The organism is Cedecea sp. (assembly GCF_036500665.1).
In the GTDB taxonomy this organism is placed as follows: Bacteria; Pseudomonadota; Gammaproteobacteria; order Enterobacterales; family Enterobacteriaceae; genus Cedecea.
On record NZ_DASYBS010000093.1, the window covers coordinates 13,004 to 31,632 of the forward strand.

General features: G+C 54.0%; 19 protein-coding genes and 1 riboswitch. Of the genes, 8 read left to right on the forward strand and 11 right to left on the reverse strand.

Features of this window, described 5'->3' with window-relative positions; genetic code table 11:
• Window positions 1-5: 5 nt before the first annotated feature.
• Entirely contained in the window at window positions 6-269 is a 264-nt protein-coding gene (locus VGM55_RS14450) for a type II toxin-antitoxin system CcdA family antitoxin (protein ID WP_154188592.1), read from the forward strand.
• Window positions 269-583, forward strand: coding sequence for a CcdB family protein (locus tag VGM55_RS14455; protein ID WP_154188591.1), 315 nt, complete (start codon window positions 269-271; stop codon window positions 581-583). The genes VGM55_RS14450 and VGM55_RS14455 overlap by 1 nt, the downstream gene beginning before the upstream one ends.
• A 238-nt stretch (window positions 584-821) precedes the next feature.
• Here the strand turns inward: VGM55_RS14455 and sorE are convergent, their stop codons facing one another.
• The 7 genes from sorE to VGM55_RS14490 all read right to left on the reverse strand — a co-directional run bounded on the left by sorE (window position 822) and on the right by VGM55_RS14490 (window position 6,533).
• Window positions 822-2,051, reverse strand: coding sequence for an L-sorbose 1-phosphate reductase (sorE, locus tag VGM55_RS14460; RefSeq protein ID WP_331635859.1), 1,230 nt, complete (start codon window positions 2,049-2,051; stop codon window positions 822-824).
• A gap of 51 nt (window positions 2,052-2,102) precedes the next feature.
• The gene (locus tag VGM55_RS14465; RefSeq protein ID WP_331635860.1) at window positions 2,103-2,927 is read right to left on the reverse strand and encodes a PTS system mannose/fructose/sorbose family transporter subunit IID; all 825 of its coding nucleotides are present in this window, start codon (window positions 2,925-2,927) and stop codon (window positions 2,103-2,105) included.
• 11 nt (window positions 2,928-2,938) lie between these two features.
• The gene (locus tag VGM55_RS14470) at window positions 2,939-3,736 is read right to left on the reverse strand and encodes a PTS mannose/fructose/sorbose transporter subunit IIC (protein WP_154188588.1); all 798 of its coding nucleotides are present in this window, start codon (window positions 3,734-3,736) and stop codon (window positions 2,939-2,941) included.
• Between the two features lie 65 nt (window positions 3,737-3,801).
• Complete coding sequence (locus tag VGM55_RS14475) at window positions 3,802-4,296, reverse strand: mannose/fructose/sorbose PTS transporter subunit IIB (RefSeq protein WP_154188587.1); 495 nt, start codon at window positions 4,294-4,296, stop codon at window positions 3,802-3,804.
• On the reverse strand, window positions 4,296-4,703 hold the full coding sequence (locus tag VGM55_RS14480) for a mannose/fructose/sorbose PTS transporter subunit IIA (protein WP_154188586.1): 408 nt from the start codon (window positions 4,701-4,703) through the stop codon (window positions 4,296-4,298). Before VGM55_RS14480 ends, VGM55_RS14475 begins: the two co-directional genes overlap by 1 nt.
• A 9-nt stretch (window positions 4,704-4,712) precedes the next feature.
• Window positions 4,713-5,516, reverse strand: a complete 804-nt coding sequence (locus tag VGM55_RS14485; protein ID WP_331635861.1) for an SDR family oxidoreductase — start codon at window positions 5,514-5,516, stop codon at window positions 4,713-4,715.
• Between the two features lie 69 nt (window positions 5,517-5,585).
• On the reverse strand, window positions 5,586-6,533 hold the full coding sequence (locus VGM55_RS14490) for a sugar-binding transcriptional regulator (protein ID WP_331635894.1): 948 nt from the start codon (window positions 6,531-6,533) through the stop codon (window positions 5,586-5,588).
• A 347-nt stretch (window positions 6,534-6,880) separates the two neighbouring features.
• On the opposite strand from VGM55_RS14490, the gene rluF reads away from it, so the two are divergent.
• Window positions 6,881-7,759 carry a 23S rRNA pseudouridine(2604) synthase RluF gene (gene rluF, locus VGM55_RS14495; RefSeq protein WP_331635862.1) on the forward strand — a complete coding sequence of 293 codons (879 nt, stop codon included), beginning with the start codon at window positions 6,881-6,883 and terminating at the stop codon, window positions 7,757-7,759.
• Between the two features lies 1 nt (window position 7,760).
• On the opposite strand, the gene VGM55_RS14500 is transcribed toward rluF, so the two are convergent.
• From VGM55_RS14500 to rtcR, 3 genes are all read right to left on the reverse strand, one after another.
• Window positions 7,761-8,033, reverse strand: a complete 273-nt coding sequence (locus VGM55_RS14500; protein ID WP_008455871.1) for a DUF3811 domain-containing protein — start codon at window positions 8,031-8,033, stop codon at window positions 7,761-7,763.
• A 91-nt stretch (window positions 8,034-8,124) separates the two neighbouring features.
• Window positions 8,125-9,057, reverse strand: coding sequence for a ketopantoate/pantoate/pantothenate transporter PanS (gene panS / locus VGM55_RS14505; protein WP_331635863.1), 933 nt, complete (start codon window positions 9,055-9,057; stop codon window positions 8,125-8,127).
• A 169-nt stretch (window positions 9,058-9,226) separates the two neighbouring features.
• Window positions 9,227-10,804, reverse strand: a complete 1,578-nt coding sequence (gene rtcR / locus VGM55_RS14510) for an RNA repair transcriptional activator RtcR (RefSeq protein WP_331635864.1) — start codon at window positions 10,802-10,804, stop codon at window positions 9,227-9,229.
• Between the two features lie 429 nt (window positions 10,805-11,233).
• Between rtcR and VGM55_RS14515 the strand changes: the two genes are divergently transcribed.
• Genes VGM55_RS14515 through VGM55_RS14525 form a run of 3 tightly spaced genes read left to right on the forward strand, consistent with a single transcriptional unit; the run spans window position 11,234 to window position 14,384 of the window.
• Window positions 11,234-12,361, forward strand: a complete 1,128-nt coding sequence (locus VGM55_RS14515; RefSeq protein ID WP_154188581.1) for a slipin family protein — start codon at window positions 11,234-11,236, stop codon at window positions 12,359-12,361.
• 4 nt (window positions 12,362-12,365) lie between these two features.
• On the forward strand, window positions 12,366-13,592 hold the full coding sequence (locus VGM55_RS14520; protein ID WP_154188580.1) for an RtcB family protein: 1,227 nt from the start codon (window positions 12,366-12,368) through the stop codon (window positions 13,590-13,592).
• Between the two features lie 3 nt (window positions 13,593-13,595).
• Entirely contained in the window at window positions 13,596-14,384 is a 789-nt protein-coding gene (locus VGM55_RS14525) for a nucleotidyltransferase domain-containing protein (protein WP_331635865.1), read from the forward strand.
• A gap of 53 nt (window positions 14,385-14,437) precedes the next feature.
• On the opposite strand, the gene lysC is transcribed toward VGM55_RS14525, so the two are convergent.
• Window positions 14,438-15,787: a lysine-sensitive aspartokinase 3 gene (gene lysC / locus VGM55_RS14530; RefSeq protein ID WP_331635866.1), complete on the reverse strand. Its 1,350-nt coding sequence runs from the start codon at window positions 15,785-15,787 to the stop codon at window positions 14,438-14,440.
• Between the two features lie 104 nt (window positions 15,788-15,891).
• A riboswitch (Lysine riboswitch) is annotated at window positions 15,892-16,113 on the reverse strand.
• Between the two features lie 239 nt (window positions 16,114-16,352).
• On the opposite strand from lysC, the gene pgi reads away from it, so the two are divergent.
• Complete coding sequence (gene pgi / locus VGM55_RS14535) at window positions 16,353-18,002, forward strand: glucose-6-phosphate isomerase (protein WP_154188577.1); 1,650 nt, start codon at window positions 16,353-16,355, stop codon at window positions 18,000-18,002.
• Between the two features lie 368 nt (window positions 18,003-18,370).
• Window positions 18,371-18,622, forward strand: coding sequence for an exopolysaccharide production protein YjbE (gene yjbE / locus VGM55_RS14540; protein ID WP_008455862.1), 252 nt, complete (start codon window positions 18,371-18,373; stop codon window positions 18,620-18,622).
• Window positions 18,623-18,629 lie beyond the last annotated feature (7 nt).

Here is an 18,629-nt window from a genome sequence, read left to right on the forward strand (position 1 = left end):
AATGTATGCGCATTGTTATGGGGGTTAATATGCGTGTTGAAAGTGCAGCCGCCAAAAAATCGGTGAATGTCACGCTCGCGCCGGAGATTCTGGATGAGGCCCGTAAGCTGAAGTTAAACATCTCGGCGGTACTGACCGAGGCATTAATCGAGAAATTTCGCGAAAACGCTCGGGCTGAGTGGCTCAGGGACAATCAGGAAAAGATCGCCGCGCTTAATGAATTTGTTGAGGAGCACGGCTCGTTCAGCGATTTTCAGAGGACCTTCTGATGGAACAGTTTCATGCCTACGAGAATACTGGCGCAGGGAAGAAAACGTATCCTTATCTCATCAATATGCAGCATCCTATTGCTGATGTCCTGAAGCATGCCCTGGTGATTCCCGTTATTGAGTGCGAATTGCTGGGGGCTATGCCTCCGGAAAAAATCTGCCCTGTCGTGACAATTCAGGGGCAAACCTGCGTTGCTATGACCCATATGATGGCGGGGATTCCAATCAAAGAACTCGGCGCTTCGGTCGCGGATTTGACGTATTACAGAGATGATCTGTGTGGCGCCGTTGATTTTATGATTCAGGGTTACTAAGCCTCTTTCTTTCCGGCGCAAGCGGTGCGTCGATGCACCTCAAAGGCAGCCATCAGGCTGCCTGAGACTGCTGACAAAGTTCATTGACCTTAAAAGATCCGAACTTCGGTATAATAAAAACAATGAATGATGTTCTCTGGTTTGCCCCAAACACCCGAAAACCGCGTTTTTCGGGTGTTTGTCACCAATTTTAGGCAGCCATCAGGCTGCCTTTCTTTTCTTGATTAGCGAGTATCGATTAACCGGCAACAATATCCTCCACGTGGGCCAGTAGATATTCTTCAGCTTCTTTTGACCAGATGCCGCGGTGACGCTCCATAATTGCCGCCAGCGCCGGGTCGCTAATTTTCCCCAGCGGCGTTAGCGGCATATCTTTCCCGGTATAAACCAGCTTTTTACCGCCGCCAACCGCCGGTAAGTCCAGCGTAGTATCGCCCGCTGCGTTAAGCCCCAGAATATGGGTTACGACTTTCGCGGTCTGGACTTTTTTCGTCTGCATCAGCTCAACTGCGGCGCGCATATCGTCGGTATTGCCGCCGGAGGTGCCCACGTAATGGGTGAAAGAGTAATGTACGTCGTAGAAGTTAATGGGTGCGCTGAACCTCTTATCCTGAGGGCCGGCAAAGAAATTGAGGCACCCATCAGGTGCCAGCAGCGATGAAGCCATGGTAATAAGCTGTTCGTTCGGGACGAAAACGAAGATATCGTCAAAACCGTGGCCGCAGGAGAGCGCCATCAGCGTTTCGCGACAGGCATCATGGCCATCAAGATAGTGAATCAGCGTTTGCGGCTCGGACGGATAGTGCTGACGCGCATAGCTGAGCTTGGGCTTATTGGTGTCGGTGACCACCAGCAGCGCCGGATTGATCGGGCCATGCAGTGCGTAGTCGATAGCCAGCAGGCCCATCGGACCGGTGCCGCCGAGGATCAGCGTGCGTCCCTGCGGGCGAATGCCCATTACATGGTAATAGCTGCCTTCCTGCAGATGATAGTTGGCGTTGAACGCGCCAATCACGCAGGAAAGCGGCTCCACCAGCGAGCCTTCAAACCAGGTGTCGCCCTCCCAGGAGAGCAGGCAATCCTGCTCCATCACCTCGTTAGGGATCACCACGTGGGTCGCTTCTCCACCGATCCACGGGAATGAATAGCCCGGGCAGTCCGGGCGGTCCGGCAGCTGCAGATTGGCCTGAATCACGTAGCGCTGCCCGGTGTGAAACTTGTGCTGCCACTTTTTGCCGACGGCAATAATCTCCCCGCAGAACTCATGGCCGATGATGATCGGGTTAGTCGCCACATCGTCAGGCACCTTTTTGTGGTCCTCACCCTGATTCGCCTCTTTCCAGGAGGAGAGGCACAGGCTGTCGGTAACTACCCGAGCGAGGATTTCATCATCCTGCATGGCCGGAAGTTCGAACGTTTCCAGGCGCAGATCGCGTTTGCCGTATAGACGCAGGGCTGTTGTTTGCATAAACCACCTCTTATTTAGCACGGTAGCCCCGACATCGCCGGGGCGGAATAATCAGGACAGGAAGCCCAGCGCGTTACCGATAATCCCCAGACCGAACAGGGCGAAAATCAGCCACACCGGATTCACTTTCTTATTGAGCAGGCGCACCATCATCAGCGTCAGGCCCAGGGCCAGCAGGCCGGGGCAGAGCTGATCGAGGATGTTCTGTACGGTCATGGTGACGGTCGAGCCATCGGCCCCTGGCGTTTGTGAGACCACCAGCGGTACGTTGATGGTGGTCCACTTGGTTACCAGCACACCCATGACAAACAGGCCAAGAATGGAGGCACCTTCGGTCAGTTTTTGCAGCAGGTTGCCGCCCATATCGCCGACGATATTGACCCCTTTACGGAAGCCCAGTTGCAGCCCATACCACTTCATCGCAAGGCGTATTGCATTGAAAATAAAAAAGAAAAGTAGCGACCCAAGAATGTTCCCGGAGAGCGCCAGCGATGCGCCGAGGGCAGCGGTGATTGGCCGCAATGTACCCCACACCAGCGGGTCGCCAACGCCTGCCAGCGGCCCCATCAGGCCTACTTTGATACCGTTAATTGCGCCATCGTCGATAGCGGCGCCGTTAGCCCGCGCTTCCTCCATCGCTACGGTCACGCCAATCACCGGCCCGCAGACAGCCGGGGTCGTGTTAAAGAACACCAGATGGCGCTTCAGTGCGGCGACCTGATCCTCCTTCAGTGGGTAGAGGCGCTTGATTGCCGGGATCATGTCGTAGCAGAAGCCAAGCCCGTGAATACGCTCGAAGTTGAATGATGCCTGCTGCAGGTTGGATCGCAGAAACATGCTTACCAGATCGCCTTGGGTTATTTTTCTCTGTTCCATGTTGGACTCCATCAGTCGTCAAGCTGGTCAATGGCGGTGAAAGAGGTGGCTGCGGCCTGCGGTTCAGGTTTACGCCACTGCGGGTTGAGCTGGATATAAATCAGCGCGATGATGACCCCCACGCCGCCGAAGGCCAGCAGGCTGAAGTCGAGATAGCCGCCCGCGAGAAAGCCCAAGAAGAAGAAGGGCATCAGATACTTCACGCCCATCATGCGCAGCACCATGGCGTAGCCGACTACCACGATAAAACCGCCGGCGATTTGCAGACCACGGGTGACGAATTCCGGGATGGCGTGGAGCATATTGCTGACCATATCGGCGCTGACGAATAGCGAAACCACCAGCGCGGGGATAGCGACGCGCAGCGCCTGGACGCCTAGCGCCGAAACGTGTAGCAGATCGATTGTTCTAAAGCGCGCCTCTTCCGCGGCTTTATCCGCCGCGTGCTGGAACACCACGGTAATGGTACGAGCGAACACAGTGAGTACCTGGCCCGCGGCAGCTACCGGTAGCGCGATTGCTATTCCGGTGGCGATGCTTTGCTGGCCAACGATCACCAGAATGGCTGAGATAATGCTGGCTAACGCCGAGTCCGGAGACTGCGCTGCACCAACGTTCATCCAGCCGAGTGCGATCAGCTCCAGCGTACCGCCGAGCATAATCCCGGTTTTTAAATCGCCGAGAATTAAGCCAATCACGGTACAGGCGATTAATGGGCGGTGAGTCTGGAATTCATCCAGCACACTGCCCATCCCGGCAATACAGGAAAAAATAAATATGGCTATTATTTGTAGGGTACTGATTTCCATAATGTGTCACCTTGAAGATATAGGGGTCCCTGCCTGTTACGGCATATTACTACAGGCGCGCTTTATTATTCTGTAACGGACAGTTCTGCTATTTTATCGAGAATATTTATCGAAGGGTCGGAGGCCACGACGCGTAAATCGAGTTTTACACCTAGCTTATCTAACTGTTGAAATGAATTAATATCCATCTCATCTAATGAGATAGCCTTAGTTAGTTGTTTTTTACCCGGTCGCCATGCCATGCCGCCGATATTAAGGGTCGCTATTTTTACGCCCTGCTGGACCATAGTTAAAACATCCTGCGGGTTGGTAAATAAATAAAAAACGGTTTCATCTTTATATTGCGGGTTATGATATACGGCGACGGCTTTTTCGATATTCACCACATTGACTTTCATGCCCGGAGGCGCAGCCTGGCGAAGCAGCGTGCGGCGAACGTCGTCGTTATACACATCGTCATTACAGATAATAATGCGCTGGGCGTTGGCCACTTTTGACCAAACGGTGGTGACCTGGCCGTGAATCAAACGGTCGTCAATGCGCGCGAGCGTAATGTTCATCAGAAATCCTCCTCAACGGTTTCCGGTTGCCGCCAGGTGACGCAGCACTGGCTGGTGATAAGTTCCAGGTGTTGGCACAGCGCTTCTGCATTCATCGTTTGCTGATTATCGACCAGCTCCAGAGCCAGCGGCAGCGACAGGCCGCTGATGACCCGGAGCTGCGGGTTGCGCATCGCCAGCCCGGCGGCGGCATTCCACGGGCTTCCGCACTGTAAATCGACGGCAATAAGCCACTCTTCGTCTTTGTGAGTACTTACCAACTTTTCAAGCTTACCGGCGATGTCGCCCGCGTTTTCACCCGGTACAAACTCCACGGCGCTGACGTTGACATCGCCGTAAACCATGCGCACCGAGTCGAGCATGGCGCAGGCCAGCTGGCCGTGGGCGCAGAAGATGACGTTAACCATTTTTCCCCCTTAGCCGCGCGTTTTTCCGCCCGCGATGTTAGTGGTGACTCCGGTGATATAGCTGGCGCGATCTGAGAGCAGATAGCAAACAAAATCAGCAACTTCTCTGAGCCGACCCGAACGACCAATCGGAATCGAATTTTTGCTATAGCCTTCGCGCAGCTGTTCGACGGTAATATTACGGGTCCAGGCCAGCGCCTGTTCGTACTCAGGCGTGCGCAGCCCGGTTTTTTCCAGAATACCCGGCGCAACGCCCACGACGCGGATGCCGTGTTTACCCAGCTCTTTCGACCAGGAGCGGGTAAAGCTGTTCAGCGCGGCTTTGGTCGCGGCATAGCCGCTCTGGCCTTCAGAGCCTTCCAGGCCGCTTTCCGACGAAACGTTAACAATCACGCCGTTGCGCTGTTTAACCATCTTGCGGGCCACCGCCTGCGACATTAGAAACACGCCTTTCTGATTGATATTGACCATTTTTTCGAATGCTGCTTCATTTAATTCATAGCGACCGGCTGGCGCTTTCTCATCGACTAATAAACGCGGGAAGTTGACGCCAGCGTTATTCACCAGCCCATCAATACGACCAAAGCGTTGAATAATACTGTCGACAGTTTTATTTACCTCGCTGGCGCTGGAAATATCGGTTGGCCAGAAACAATAATTTTCACCGAGCTGATGTTTATCGCCGCCGTGAATATCGCTCATCTGCACATTTGCGCCCTGGGCTAATAATTCATCGACAATCGCCAGGCCAATTCCTGATGCTCCACCGGTAACAATAATAATTTTGTCTTTTAAATTTAACCACGTATCCATTATCGACTCCTGTTTCTTTAGATAAAGGGATCCCCGCAGCAGTGCTGCGTGAAATCATATTATTGAAATTTACTTCAGTAGCGACTCGGCGGTGTCTCTGTTTGTCACCAGACAGTTAATGTAATTGCCATTCAAGGCGCCAAGAATTCCGGAGTATTTTTCTTCGCCAATTGCGATACCTACCGAATAGCGCGTCTGCTTGAGTTTCGCCATCTCAATAGAGAGCGTTTTCTCGCTCATGGCGGTTTCTACCATCGCGCCATCAATGTTGTAAAAACGCGAGCTGATATCGCCGGCGACGTGGCGGGCGTTGAGATCGTCGCTCTCTTCACTGCCGTAAAACGCATGCCAGTTGGCGCCGTCGCGGATAGCCGGGGAACCAATCCCTACCAGCGCGATGTCCAGGCTGTCCCAGTAAGACGCTATGGTTTTAAAGTGCTGGGACTGCATAATACCGTTGCGAATTAATTTGTTATCCAGCAGCGCCGGGAAATCGGCGAGATGCGATTCCGCTTTCAGCTTCGCCGCTGCGCCGTAGGTCAGCGTATTCACGTGGTAACGGCTTTCCAGCTTTCCGGAGGGACCGCCGATAATCGGGACGCAGATAACCTGACGGGACTGGCTGGCCTGCGGCAGATTCTTTACCAGAGCGCGCACCGCACGCCCCCAGGAGAAGCCGACGATATCGCCCGGCTCCAGCAGTCTGTCGACCAATTGCGCGCCATGCTGGCCGATGAGATTGAGCTGCTCCTCCTCCAGCAGAGAGTCACAGGTGGCCACTACCGCCTCTCTGAGCCCGAATTTTTGTTTTAGCTGCTGCTCAAGCCACAGATTTTCGTTGTAGTCGTAGTTAATGGCGATAGTGACGATGCCCTGCTCGCGACCGCGTTTCAGCAGACGGCTAATGGTAGTACGATATATCCCCAGCTCGCGTGCAATCTGCACCTGGGTCATATCCTGCTCATAGTAGAGCTGGGCGATTTTCACGATCAGACGAATATCGTCGCTATTTTCCACCGTCACTTTCGACTCCTGCACATTTGTGCAAATCTGATTCTTACGAACACAATCTGATATAACCCTAGCTTTGCCGCTATTTAAAGAAATTATCTTCGTTTTCATTGTGGTCACACGGTGACTTATGTTGCACATTTGATAAACAGAAAGGAGGTCACTGGCACTTTTGTGCATTTGCTTGTAATGGTTTGATTCTGCGTCATTTCATCTGACAAAGTTGCTTTCGTCATCGGCGCGCACTTTTGTCCTGAAAGGCGCCGTAGATCACATTCAGTGTTCAGGGAGTAAAGCGCGATTATTTTTATCGCTGTCGAGGTGAGGTATATTTCGCTTTTACAGGAGAATTTATGCTGCCAGAGTCATCTACCCGTCTTAACAAATACATCAGCGAGAGCGGGATCTGCTCACGCCGTGATGCCGATCGCTACATCGAACAGGGCAACGTTTTTATTAACGGTAAGCGCGCCAAAATTGGCGATCGGGTTTTTGCCGGCGATAGCGTGAAGGTGAATGGTCAGCTCATCGAACCCCGCAATGAAGAAGACCTGGTGCTGATTGCGCTGAATAAGCCGGTGGGGATTGTGAGCACCACGGAAGACGGCGAAAGAGACAACATCGTCGACTACGTGAACCACAGCAAGCGCGTGTTCCCAATCGGCCGCCTGGACAAAGATTCCCAGGGGCTGATTTTCCTCACCAACCACGGTGACCTGGTGAACAAAATTCTGCGCGCCGGGAACGACCACGAGAAAGAGTATGTGGTCACGGTGAACAAACCGGTCACTGATGAGTTTATTCGCGGTATGGGGGCAGGCGTGCCGATTCTGGGTACTGTCACCAAAAAATGCAAAGTCAAAAAAGAAGCCCCGTTTGCGTTTCGCATCACCCTGGTTCAGGGGCTGAACCGCCAGATCCGCCGCATGTGTGAACACTTTGGCTATGAAGTGGCTAAGCTGGAGCGCACGCGCATCATGAACGTCAATCTCACCGGTATTCCGCTGGGGGAATGGCGTGACCTGACGGATGATGAACTGATTGAGCTGTTTAAGCTGATTGAGGATTCGTCTTCAGAGGCGAAACCGGCCAAAAAAGAGAAGCCAAAAACGGCCAGCCCGGCGGCGAAAAAACCGCTGGTCAGCGGGCCGAAAAGCTCAGCAAAAACGCCCGCCGAGCTTGCATCCCGTAAGCGTTTTGCGTCTCCGGGCCGGAAGAAGAAAGGCCGTTAAACTAGCGTTTTCCTCGCGTGTGGTTATTGGCCGACCATGAATAGGTGGTCGTCGTATCCGGCTTTAATGCATTCTGTTTCTTCAGCTGGCGAGCTTTCTTGGCCGCCAGCGCACGTTCCGCCATCAGCTTGTCTATGTACTCTTTTTTTACCTGATTAGTCTCTGAGTTGGTCAACGTACGACCGTGGGCAATGCGGGCGCGATCCAGCAGTGTTTTAAGCTCACGCTGTTCGCTTTCCGTCATGTCTTGCTGTGTCAGTCTGGCTGTAGCCATCGTTGCAATCTCCCGGGAAAGGACGTTCAGTGTAAAACAAACCCTCCGCGCCGACGAGACAAAAAAGCCTGCATCAGCAGGCTTTTAGCGATTATTTTTTGTCATCAGGCTTCGAGGTTATCACCTTGCCAGACCAATAGCCGGCGAGCAGGGAACCGGAAAGATTGTGCCAGACGGAGAACAATGCGCCAGGTAGAGCAGCGAGCGGAGAGAAGTAGATTTTTCCCAGCGTGGCCGCAAGACCTGAGTTCTGCATCCCCACTTCGATAGCCAGCGTCCGGCAGGTGGACTCGTCAAACCCAAACAGGCGTCCGCCCCAGTAGCCGCCGAGCAGGCCAATAGTGTTATGCAGAATTACCGCGACAATCACCACCAGGCCAACGGAGGCGATGTGTGACGCCGAACCTGCCACAACCGCACTAATGATGGCGAGAATGCAGAGCATGGAAAACGCGGGCAGCCACGGTTCCACCCGCTTCACCACGCGTGGGAAAAGGTGATGCACAATCAGGCCAAGGCCAATCGGGATGATGACGATTTGCAGAATGCTGACCAGCATGCCCATCACATCGACTTTAATGTCGGCATCTACATAGAGACGGGTCAGTAGCGGCGTGGCGAAAACGCCGACCAGCGTGGAAACCGATGAGATTGTCACGGAGAGCGCAACGTCGCCTTTGGCCAGGTAAATCATGACGTTGGACGCCGTGCCGCTGGCTACGCTGCCGACCAGCACCATCCCGGCTGAAAGATCGGGCGGCATATGGAATAGCATCGCCAGCAGCCACGCCGCCAGCGGCATGACCAGGTAATGCAGAAAAATCCCTGCGGCCACCGGTGCCGGGCGCGACAGCACGCGTTTAAAGTCTTCAAGTCGCAGATGCACGCCCATACCAAACATAATGAGCATCAGCAGCGTGCTGACCCACGGGCCAATCGGCGTAAAGGTTGAGGGGGTATAATACGCAGCGACGGAGAGCAGCAGTGCCCAGAGCGGGAACAGCCGGGTTAGAGTGGCGAACATGTTATTTTCCTTGCGAATGCCTCGTCGCCAGACTGGCCACTATGCGGTGGTAGGCCATGAACGAATCGGCGTTTGTGTTGTGTTGGCTTATTATTGCGGGCCAGGATCGAGCCTGGCCCTGGGTATTGTTTATCGCGGCAAGGAAGATTATTCAAACAAATTATGCGCTTTAGCCGTCGTGGACGCTCTCCCAGCTCAGGTTAAAACGCGCCAGATATTTACGCAGGCGGTCAGCATCATTAGGGTTTGCCTTTTTCAACCGCGAGACGGCAAAGAGTTCGCGTCCGGCCTCGGAAAGCGACTGGGTGCGGCGGCAAACCTCCAGCACGGTTTCAAGTTGGCGCCTATCGAACAAGTCTATATCTGGATTGAGCGTTGTTTCGGGAGAGGCGATTTGCCAGCTCTCTTTAAGCTGCGAGATCTCTTCTTGCACAGTGTCCAGCGCGATCCGCCCTTGCTCGGACAGGGTCGCCATACGTGATACGGATGAGCTGAGCTCGCGGAAGTTACCGCGCCATTGTGCCTGTGCAGAACAGGCAAAATTCAGATAATGGTCCCTGGCCTCTTTATCAAAACGTATCTGCGTTTGTGCTTCGGTAGAGAAGCGTTGCAGTTCGTACTCTACGTTGGGCGCAATGTCTTCCCGCCGCTGCGCCAGACCCGGCAGGGCAAAACTCCACATATTAATCCTGGCATAGAGATCTTCGCGAAAGTGGCCCGCCGCAACCCACTGGCGCATATCCCGGTGGGTGCCTGCAATTAGCTGGAAATCGCTCTGTACCTCTTTATCGGAGCCAAACGGAAAAAACGTTTTTTCTTCGATAGCTTTAAGCAGCATGGCTTGTTCGTCCAGCCCCAGCTCGGCGATTTCGTCCAAAAACAGTACGCCCCCGTCGGCCTCACGTAATAGCCCTGTACGTGCCGTCAACGCGCCGGTGAACGCCCCTTTGACGTGCCCGAATAGCGTGGACATCGCGTTATCACCCCGCAGCGTGGCGCAGTTTACCGCCACAAACTTGCCGCCAACCTGGTGGCGAGCTTGCTTGAGCTGGTAAATGCGTTTTGCCAGGAAAGATTTGCCCGCCCCGGTAGGGCCGGTAAGTAACATGGGGGCCGCGGATCGGAGCGCAACCCGCTCAATGCGATCGATAAGCTGGTTAAAGGTGGCATTTCGCGTGTCGATGCCCGCTTTCAGGAAAGAAATGGACCGTTGCTGCTCGCGCTGAAAGCGACTGGTTAAGGTGGTATAGCGACTTAAATCGAGGTCGATAACCGAGTAAGTTCCTGCGGGAGAGCCTTCTTCTGGGGTGCCTTTCTGGGCCGGGCTGGTTTGCAGCAAGCTGGCGGGGAGGTAGCGCGCCTCCGTTAAGAGAAACCAGCAAATTTGTGCGACATGCGTTCCGGTGGTGATATGCACCAAATACTCTTCATTTTCGGTATCGAAATCGTACCGGGTAGCAAAATCAAGAAAGGCGGCGTACACCTCTTCAAAGTCCCACGGATCTTTGATTGTGACCTGATGCCTGCGTACCTCCGTATCGGGCGAAACACGCGCGATATCGTCTGATAACTGCTCCGTCATGCCGGAATCTCTCGGCTGATAAAGCAGCTCGAGCCGGTCAACGGGGAAGTCCGGCTGCTGGCAAAGGCCAACCGTTGGTCGCCATTTATGGAAACGATTTGCCCGCTTGCCGCGTTTATCCAGCACCGTGCCCAGCACGCCAATCACCACACGCCGTTTTTTCATTTTTATCCTAAAAGATAAATATCGATATTAAAGGATAAAAAATAGCGCTATATCCGACAAGGCCTGAACCAGGGTTTATTTTTAAAATATCTATTAATCATAATGTTATGTGATTTATTTATCTTTTTTATTTTCTGGCACGCTTCTGGCAATAACGTAAATGTGTTTAGCACAAAGGGGGTTAAACCCCACCGGCACGCCAGGAACGGTACAGACTGTTTTTCGGGCGTGTTCCGTGGTGAGAACGCACAGACAAGGGTTCGATTCCCAATTCATAACTGGTTGTTAACGAAGAAAGTCACACAGGAGCCTTGAGCTGTCAGCAAGCTCCGAAGAGGGTCGCCGGTAATGGCGCCGGGCCGCAGGCAAAAAGGAATTCCCCTGCAGTCTCGCTCCCTTACCCGCGCCTGATTTTTAAGGAACAGGAAAATGATGAAGAAAATAACAATACGCAAAGGTCAACTGGGGCTGCTGGCGAAGCAGGGCGATTACTATCAGGTTCTGGAAGCGGGTGAACACCGGCTGCCTTGGTTTAGCCAGCCGGAAGTGCTGGTGGTGAATCTGGATGGCAGCGAAGTTCCTGAAATGCTCGCGCTGTATTTACGTCGTTTCCAGCCCGACTGGGTTGAACGCTACTGCCTGACCGTGGATCTGGCGGATGGCGAAATTGGCGCTCTGTCGGTAAACGGCATTTTGCAGGAAATTTTACCCCCTTTAACGCAGCGTTTGTTCTGGCAGGCCGGGGATACGTTGACGCTGGCACGCATCGATACCCAAACCGTGCAGGTGCCCGCCGAAATAATGAATGCAGTTCTGCAGCCACGTCGAAGCGGCGCGGTGAAAGGGCGAGATGCCATCTTGGTCGTTTCTGTGCCAGCCTGGCACGTTGGCGTCATAAAAATTGATGGTGAAACTCAGGCGCTGTTACCGCCGGGCATGACCGCATGGTGGAAAATAAATCATTTGGTTGAAGCCGAAGTGGTGGATACCCGCCTGCAGGCTCTGGAGGTCGGTGGGCAGGAGATCCTGACCAAAGATAAGGTAAACCTGCGTTTAAACATGGCCGCAAACTGGCGCTACAACGATGTGTTACAGGCTTTTGGCCAATTAACTAAACCAGTAGAGCATTTGTATCGTGAGCTGCAATTTGCGCTGCGAGAAGCGGTAGGGACGCGAACGCTGGACGAGTTGCTGGAGGATAAGCAAGTTATTGATGAGGTCGTCAGCGCACAGGTAAAAAACCGCACAGCCCCGTTCGGTATCGAAATAGCCTCGCTGGGCGTAAAAGACATTGTGTTGCCGGGCGACATGAAAACCATTCTGTCCCGGCTTGTAGAGGCTGAGAAATCGGCGCAGGCCAATGTAATTCGTCGGCGTGAAGAGACGGCGGCCACGCGTTCGCTGCTGAATACCGCAAAGGTGATGGAAAACAACCCGGTAGCGTTGCGCTTAAAGGAACTGGAAACGCTCGAAAGAGTCGCGGAACGCATTGATAAAATTTCCGTTTTTGGTGGCCTGGATCAGGTTCTACACGGACTGGTTAATCTCAAAGGATAAGAAAATGCAGCATAACGAATTTCAACTGTTGGCGGCGGAAAACAGCGCGCCGATAAAAATGTGGACCCACGGCGTACCGGTTGAGCCGGAGGCGCGCGAGCAATTGCTGAACACGGCGAAGATGCCGTTTATTTTTAAACATCTGGCGGTGATGCCGGATGTGCATCTCGGAAAAGGATCAACTATCGGCAGCGTTATTCCCACTAAAGGCGCCATTATACCGGCGGCGGTTGGGGTCGATATTGGTTGTGGAATGATTGCCGTGCGCACCTCGCTGGCGGCGGGCGATCTGCCGGATAACCTCAGCGGATTGCGCAGTGCGATTGAACAGGCGGTGCCTCATGGCCGAACCAACACGCGCTCTCGCCGTGATAAAGGCGCGTGGAGCACACCGCCTGAAGAGGTTGACGGGCATTGGTCGCAGCTGGCACCACGATTTAAGCGCCTGACGGACAAATACCCGAAGCTGCTGAAAACCAACAATTATCAACATATGGGGACGTTGGGCACCGGTAACCACTTTATTGAAGTTTGTCTGGATGAGCAGCAGAGAGTATGGGTGATGCTGCACAGCGGATCGCGCGGTGTGGGAAATGCCATCGGGAATCTTTTTATCGCCCTGGCGCAGAAGGATATGCAGCAGCACATGGCCAATCTGCCGGACAAAAACCTGGCTTACTTTCAGGCAGGCAGCCAGCACTACGATGATTACATCGAAGCGGTGGAGTGGGCGCAGGACTTTGCCCGCCATAATCGGGAGGTCATGATGTCTCGCGTGCTGGCCGCGCTGTCGCGTATTGTGAGCAAACCGTTTATGACGCAGCAGGAAGCGGTGAATTGCCATCATAACTACGTGCAGCAGGAAACGCATTTTGGTGAGGAAGTGCTGGTCACCCGTAAGGGGGCTGTTTCGGCACAGAAAGGCCAGATGGGCATCATTCCAGGTTCTATGGGGGCCAAAAGCTTTATCGTGCGTGGGCTGGGTAACGAACAAAGTTTTTGCTCTTGTAGCCACGGCGCCGGGCGCTCCATGAGCCGAACGGCGGCTAAAAATCGCTTTACCGTTGAGGATCAGATACGCGCCACCGCCCATGTTGAGTGCCGTAAAGACAGTGAAGTAATTGATGAAATCCCGATGGCTTATAAAGACATTGATGCCGTCATGGCGGCGCAGTCTTCGCTGGTGGAAATTGTGCATACGCTCCGGCAGGTCGTCTGTGTAAAAGGATAAAAAATGACTTACAACGGAGTAGATGCCGCAATGCGCGAGCGGGTACGGCAACAATTAGCAGAAGTAGAACGGCGCTTTGGCGTACGGGTGCTTTATGCCTGCGAGTCCGGCAGCCGGGCCTGGGGTTTTGCTTCCCCGGACAGCGATTATGACGTGCGGTTTTTATACGTTCATCTCCCGGAATGGTATCTGCGGGTTGATGCCGGCAGGGATGTGATTGAATTGCCTATTGATGATGAGCTGGATGTCTGCGGCTGGGAATGGCGTAAAGCGCTCGGCCTGTTGAAGGGCGCGAACCCGACGCTTATCGAGTGGCTGGATTCGCCGGTTGTTTATCAGCAGGATGAGGCTGTAATCGCCGAGCTGAAAGCGCAGGTTCCCCGCTGGTTTTCGCCGCTGCGGGCTCGCTGGCACTATTACTCCATGGCGCGTAAAAACTTTCGCGGCTACCTGCAGGGCGATGAAGTGCGTCTGAAAAAGTACTTCTACGTGCTGCGCCCGCTGCTGGCTTTGCGTTGGGTAGAAGAAGGAAAGGGCGTCCCGCCGATGCGTTTTGCTGAATTGCTGGCGGGAAGTAACCTGGATGCGTCTCTGCGTAAGGAAGTGGACGAGCTGCTGGAGATCAAACGGGGCGTCGGAGAAGCGAAATACGGCCCGCGTCGGCCGCTGTTGCATGAGTTTATCGTCTCTGAGCTGGCGCGAGGTGAAATCCCGCCCGAGCTGCCGGACAGCCGGGAGGGCGATAGCCGCGAACTCGACCGGCTGTTGATGAAAACCGTATTGAACACATAAAAAAGGCCCGGTATACGCGATGTTGCCGGGCCTTTTTCTTCTCGGTTATTTAGTTATTCAAACAGGTTGCGGTGCAGCTTCTGCACGACCTGCTCGGCATCATCACCGGGCACCAGGAAGCACAGGTTGTAGCTGGATGCGCCGTAGCAAATCATGCGGATGTTGAACGGGTCGAGCACGCCGAACACTTCTTTGCCTACGCCACAGGCCTGGGACAGCTTATTGCCGATGATGGCAACCAGCGCCAGGTTTTCTTCGACTTCCACGCGGCACAGAGACGACAGCTCGGTGAGTAGCGAGGTGGTCAGCAGGCTGTCGCCGGTAGAAGTTGAACCGGTGGTATCCATCGTCAACGCCACGCTCACTTCGGAGGTGGTTATCAGGTCCACGGAGATATTGTGGCGAGCCAGAATGCTGAACACTTCCGCGAGGAAACCGCGTGAATGCAGCATATGCAGGCTGTGCAGCGTCAGCAGCGTTTGCTTGCGGCGTACCGCAAGGGCGCGGAAGAGCGGCGGATTCTCGGTTTTTTTGCACACCAGCGTCCCGCCTGCGGCCGGATCTTTACTGGAGCCAACAAACACCGGGATATCACAGCGTACGGCGGGCAGCAGCGTGGCCGGGTGCAGGACCTTCGCCCCGAAGGTGGCCATTTCAGCGGCTTCTTCAAAGGCGATGCGATCGATACGTTTTGCCGCTGGCACCATGCGTGGGTCGGTGGTGTAGATGCCCGGCACGTCGGTCCAGATATCTACACGAGCGGCATTCAGCGCTTCGCCGAGCAATGCGGCGGTATAGTCGCTGCCGCCGCGGCCAAGGGTGGTCGTTCTGCCTTTTTCTTCGCTGCCGATAAAGCCCTGAGTGATCACCAACGATTCCGCCAGGCGCGGCAGCATTTGCTGGCTTGCCAGCTCCGCCAGCGCGGCGATATCCGGCTCGGCACGGCCAAAGCGGTCATTGGTACGCATGACTTTACGAATATCGAACCACTGCGCTTCAACGCTACGTTCACGCAGGATCTCAACAAACAGCAGGGTGGACATCAGTTCGCCGTGGCTGACCAGTTCGTCGGTCAGCGCGGTTGAGGTCGCAAGGGAGGCGGCTTCCGCAAGCGTCGTGATGTTTTCCAGCAGGCGGTCGATCTCTTCGCGGATCACTTCCGGGCTCGCCAGGCGTTCAACGATGTTGTACTGAATTTTGCGAATGGCATCGAGCTTGACGAAGCGCTCGGTTGCTTCGAGCCCTTCGGCCAGAGCAACTAGCAGGTTGGTCACGCCAGCGGAGGCGGAAAGGACCACGACGCGGACATGGCTATCGGCCAGTACGACATCGGCGCTGCGGTTCATCGCGTCGAAGTCGGCGACGCTGGTACCGCCAAATTTGGCGACTACGGTTTGAGACATAACTACCTCGTGTCAGGGGGCCATTCAACTGGCAAAAAAGTATTCAGCCTTGGCACAAGGGAAGAGCGGTAAACGGGTGGGCGCAGAGCAGGAGAACTACGATATCACCCAGAAGTGCTCCACCTTGTTTATCCGGCTTTATGAGCCGAACATGAAACGCTCGACTGCGAACGTTTCCTGGTGACAACCCAGAGGATTTAGCCCCTGCAGCCGACAATAAGCGTGACCAGCCGCTCCATCATCTCGGCGTTGCTCCCCCTCACGTATCGTCTTCGTTACTGGTTTCTCGGATACGATTTTCTGGGCAACGCGCCTCTTCTGGCCTGCGCAAGCGCAGGTAGCGCCTAATAAATAAAGCTTCAGCGAAGGCATGTCAACTGCGGGGTTATGCGGATTTTTCATGTTAAATCCGGAATCAGGAATTTAACTTATAAGAGGGTATTTTTGCCGCTTTTTAGGGGGTTACGGGAAACCCTCGGTTAATGGCATAAAATCAATCACAATTTTTGCCTGCAGGCGCTACAATCGACCGAAGTCACAATTCTCAAATCAGAAGAGTATTGCTATGAAAAACATCAACCCGAAGCAGACCTCTGCCTGGCAGGCGCTCCAGAAACACTACGATGAGATGAAAGACGTTACGCTTTCCGATCTGTTCGCGAAAGATAACGACCGCTTCAGCAAGTTCTCAGCTACCTTCGATGACCTGATGCTGGTGGACTTCTCTAAAAACCGCATTACCACCGAAACGCTCGAAAAACTGCAGGCTCTGGCGAAAGAGACCGACCTGCAGAGCGCGATCAAATCCATGTTCGCCGGTGAAAAAATTAACCGCACCGAAGACCGCGCCGTGCTGCACGTTGCGCTGCGTAACCGCAGCAACACGCCGATCGTGGTCGACGGTAAAGACGTGATGCCGGAAGTGAACGCGGTGCTTGAGAAGATGAAAGCCTTCTCTGAAAGCATCATCGGCGGAAGCTGGAAAGGCTATACCGGCAAGGCTATCACCGACGTGGTGAACATCGGTATCGGCGGCTCCGACCTCGGCCCATTCATGGTGACCGAAGCGCTGCGCCCGTACAAAAATCACCTCAACATGCATTTTGTGTCCAACGTTGACGGGACCCACATTGCTGAAGTGCTGAAGAAAGTGAACCCGGAAACCACGCTGTTCCTGGTGGCGTCCAAAACCTTCACCACTCAGGAAACCATGACCAACGCCCACAGCGCCCGCGACTGGTTCCTGCGCGCGGCTGGCGATGAAAAACACGTGGCGAAACACTTTGCTGCGTTGTCCACCAACGGCAAAGCCGTCGGCGAATTTGGCATCGACACTGCCAACATGTTCGAGTTCTGGGACTGGGTTGGCGGCCGTTACTCTCTGTGGTCCGCGATCGGCCTGTCCATCATTCTTTCCGTTGGCTTCGACAACTTCGTTGAACTGCTGTCCGGCGCGCACGCGATGGATAAGCACTTCTCCACTACGCCTGCCGAGCAAAACCTGCCGGTCCTGCTGGCGCTGATCGGCATCTGGTATAACAATTTCTTCGGCGCTGAAACTGAAGCGATTCTGCCATACGACCAGTATATGCACCGCTTTGCTGCCTACTTCCAGCAGGGCAATATGGAGTCCAACGGTAAATACGTTGACCGTAACGGCAACGCCGTAGACTACCAAACTGGCCCAATCATCTGGGGCGAGCCGGGCACCAACGGTCAGCATGCGTTCTACCAGCTGATCCACCAGGGCACCAAAATGGTTCCTTGCGACTTCATCGCGCCGGCTATCAGCCATAACGCGCTGTCGGATCATCATCCGAAGCTGCTGTCTAACTTCTTCGCTCAGACCGAAGCGCTGGCGTTCGGTAAATCCCGCGACGTGGTTGAGCAGGAATACCGTGACCAGGGTAAAGATCCGGCAACGCTGGACCACGTTGTGCCGTTCAAAGTGTTTGAAGGCAACCGCCCGACCAACTCTATCCTGCTGCGTGAAATCACCCCGTTCAGCCTGGGTACGCTGATTGCGCTCTACGAGCACAAGATCTTTACCCAGGGCGCTATCCTGAACATCTTCACCTTCGATCAGTGGGGCGTGGAGCTCGGTAAACAGCTGGCTAACCGCATCCTGCCGGAGCTGGGCGACGACAAACAAATCGCCAGCCACGACAGCTCAACCAACGGCCTGATTAACCGCTATAAAGCATGGCGTGATTAATTAACCCGCGTGATTAAAATATGCCAGCCTTGTGCTGGCATATTTTTTATAAGAGTTATCTCCTTGTTGTCATAATTTTCGATATTGCCACCCTGAGGTAAATCTGAAAATTATCTTTCCTGCACCGTATCTATGTCTTTAATTTAAGATTATCTTGAATTTGAGCTTATCTAATTTGTATTTAATTGTTTGTTTATTATGCATTTATTTTAAGTTTTATGTGGTTTCAATTTTGATTTTTACTCTTTTTCTTAAAGTGCGCTCCTTATTTCCCGCAAGCTAATTCACCACATTGTGTTGTGTATACTCGATCGCGCCTGAAAGCCTTTTCGGGTAAATCTCCATTCATTCAATGAAGGGAAATTGTAATGAGAAAAACCCTTTATGGCGCTTTAGCCATATTTACGCTGGCAGCCGCCGGCGCGGCGAATGCTGACCCTGTAGCAGTGGGTGACGCGGCCGGCGCGCAGGCGACCTCTGTGTCTGCAGGCAGTTCTGCTGCAACCAGCGCCAGCACTGTTGGTTCTGCGGTCGGCGTGGCGTTAGCCGCGACCGGTGGCGGCGACGGTTCTAACACCGGCACCACCACAACCACCACGACCAGCACCACCACCCGTTAACGTTTCG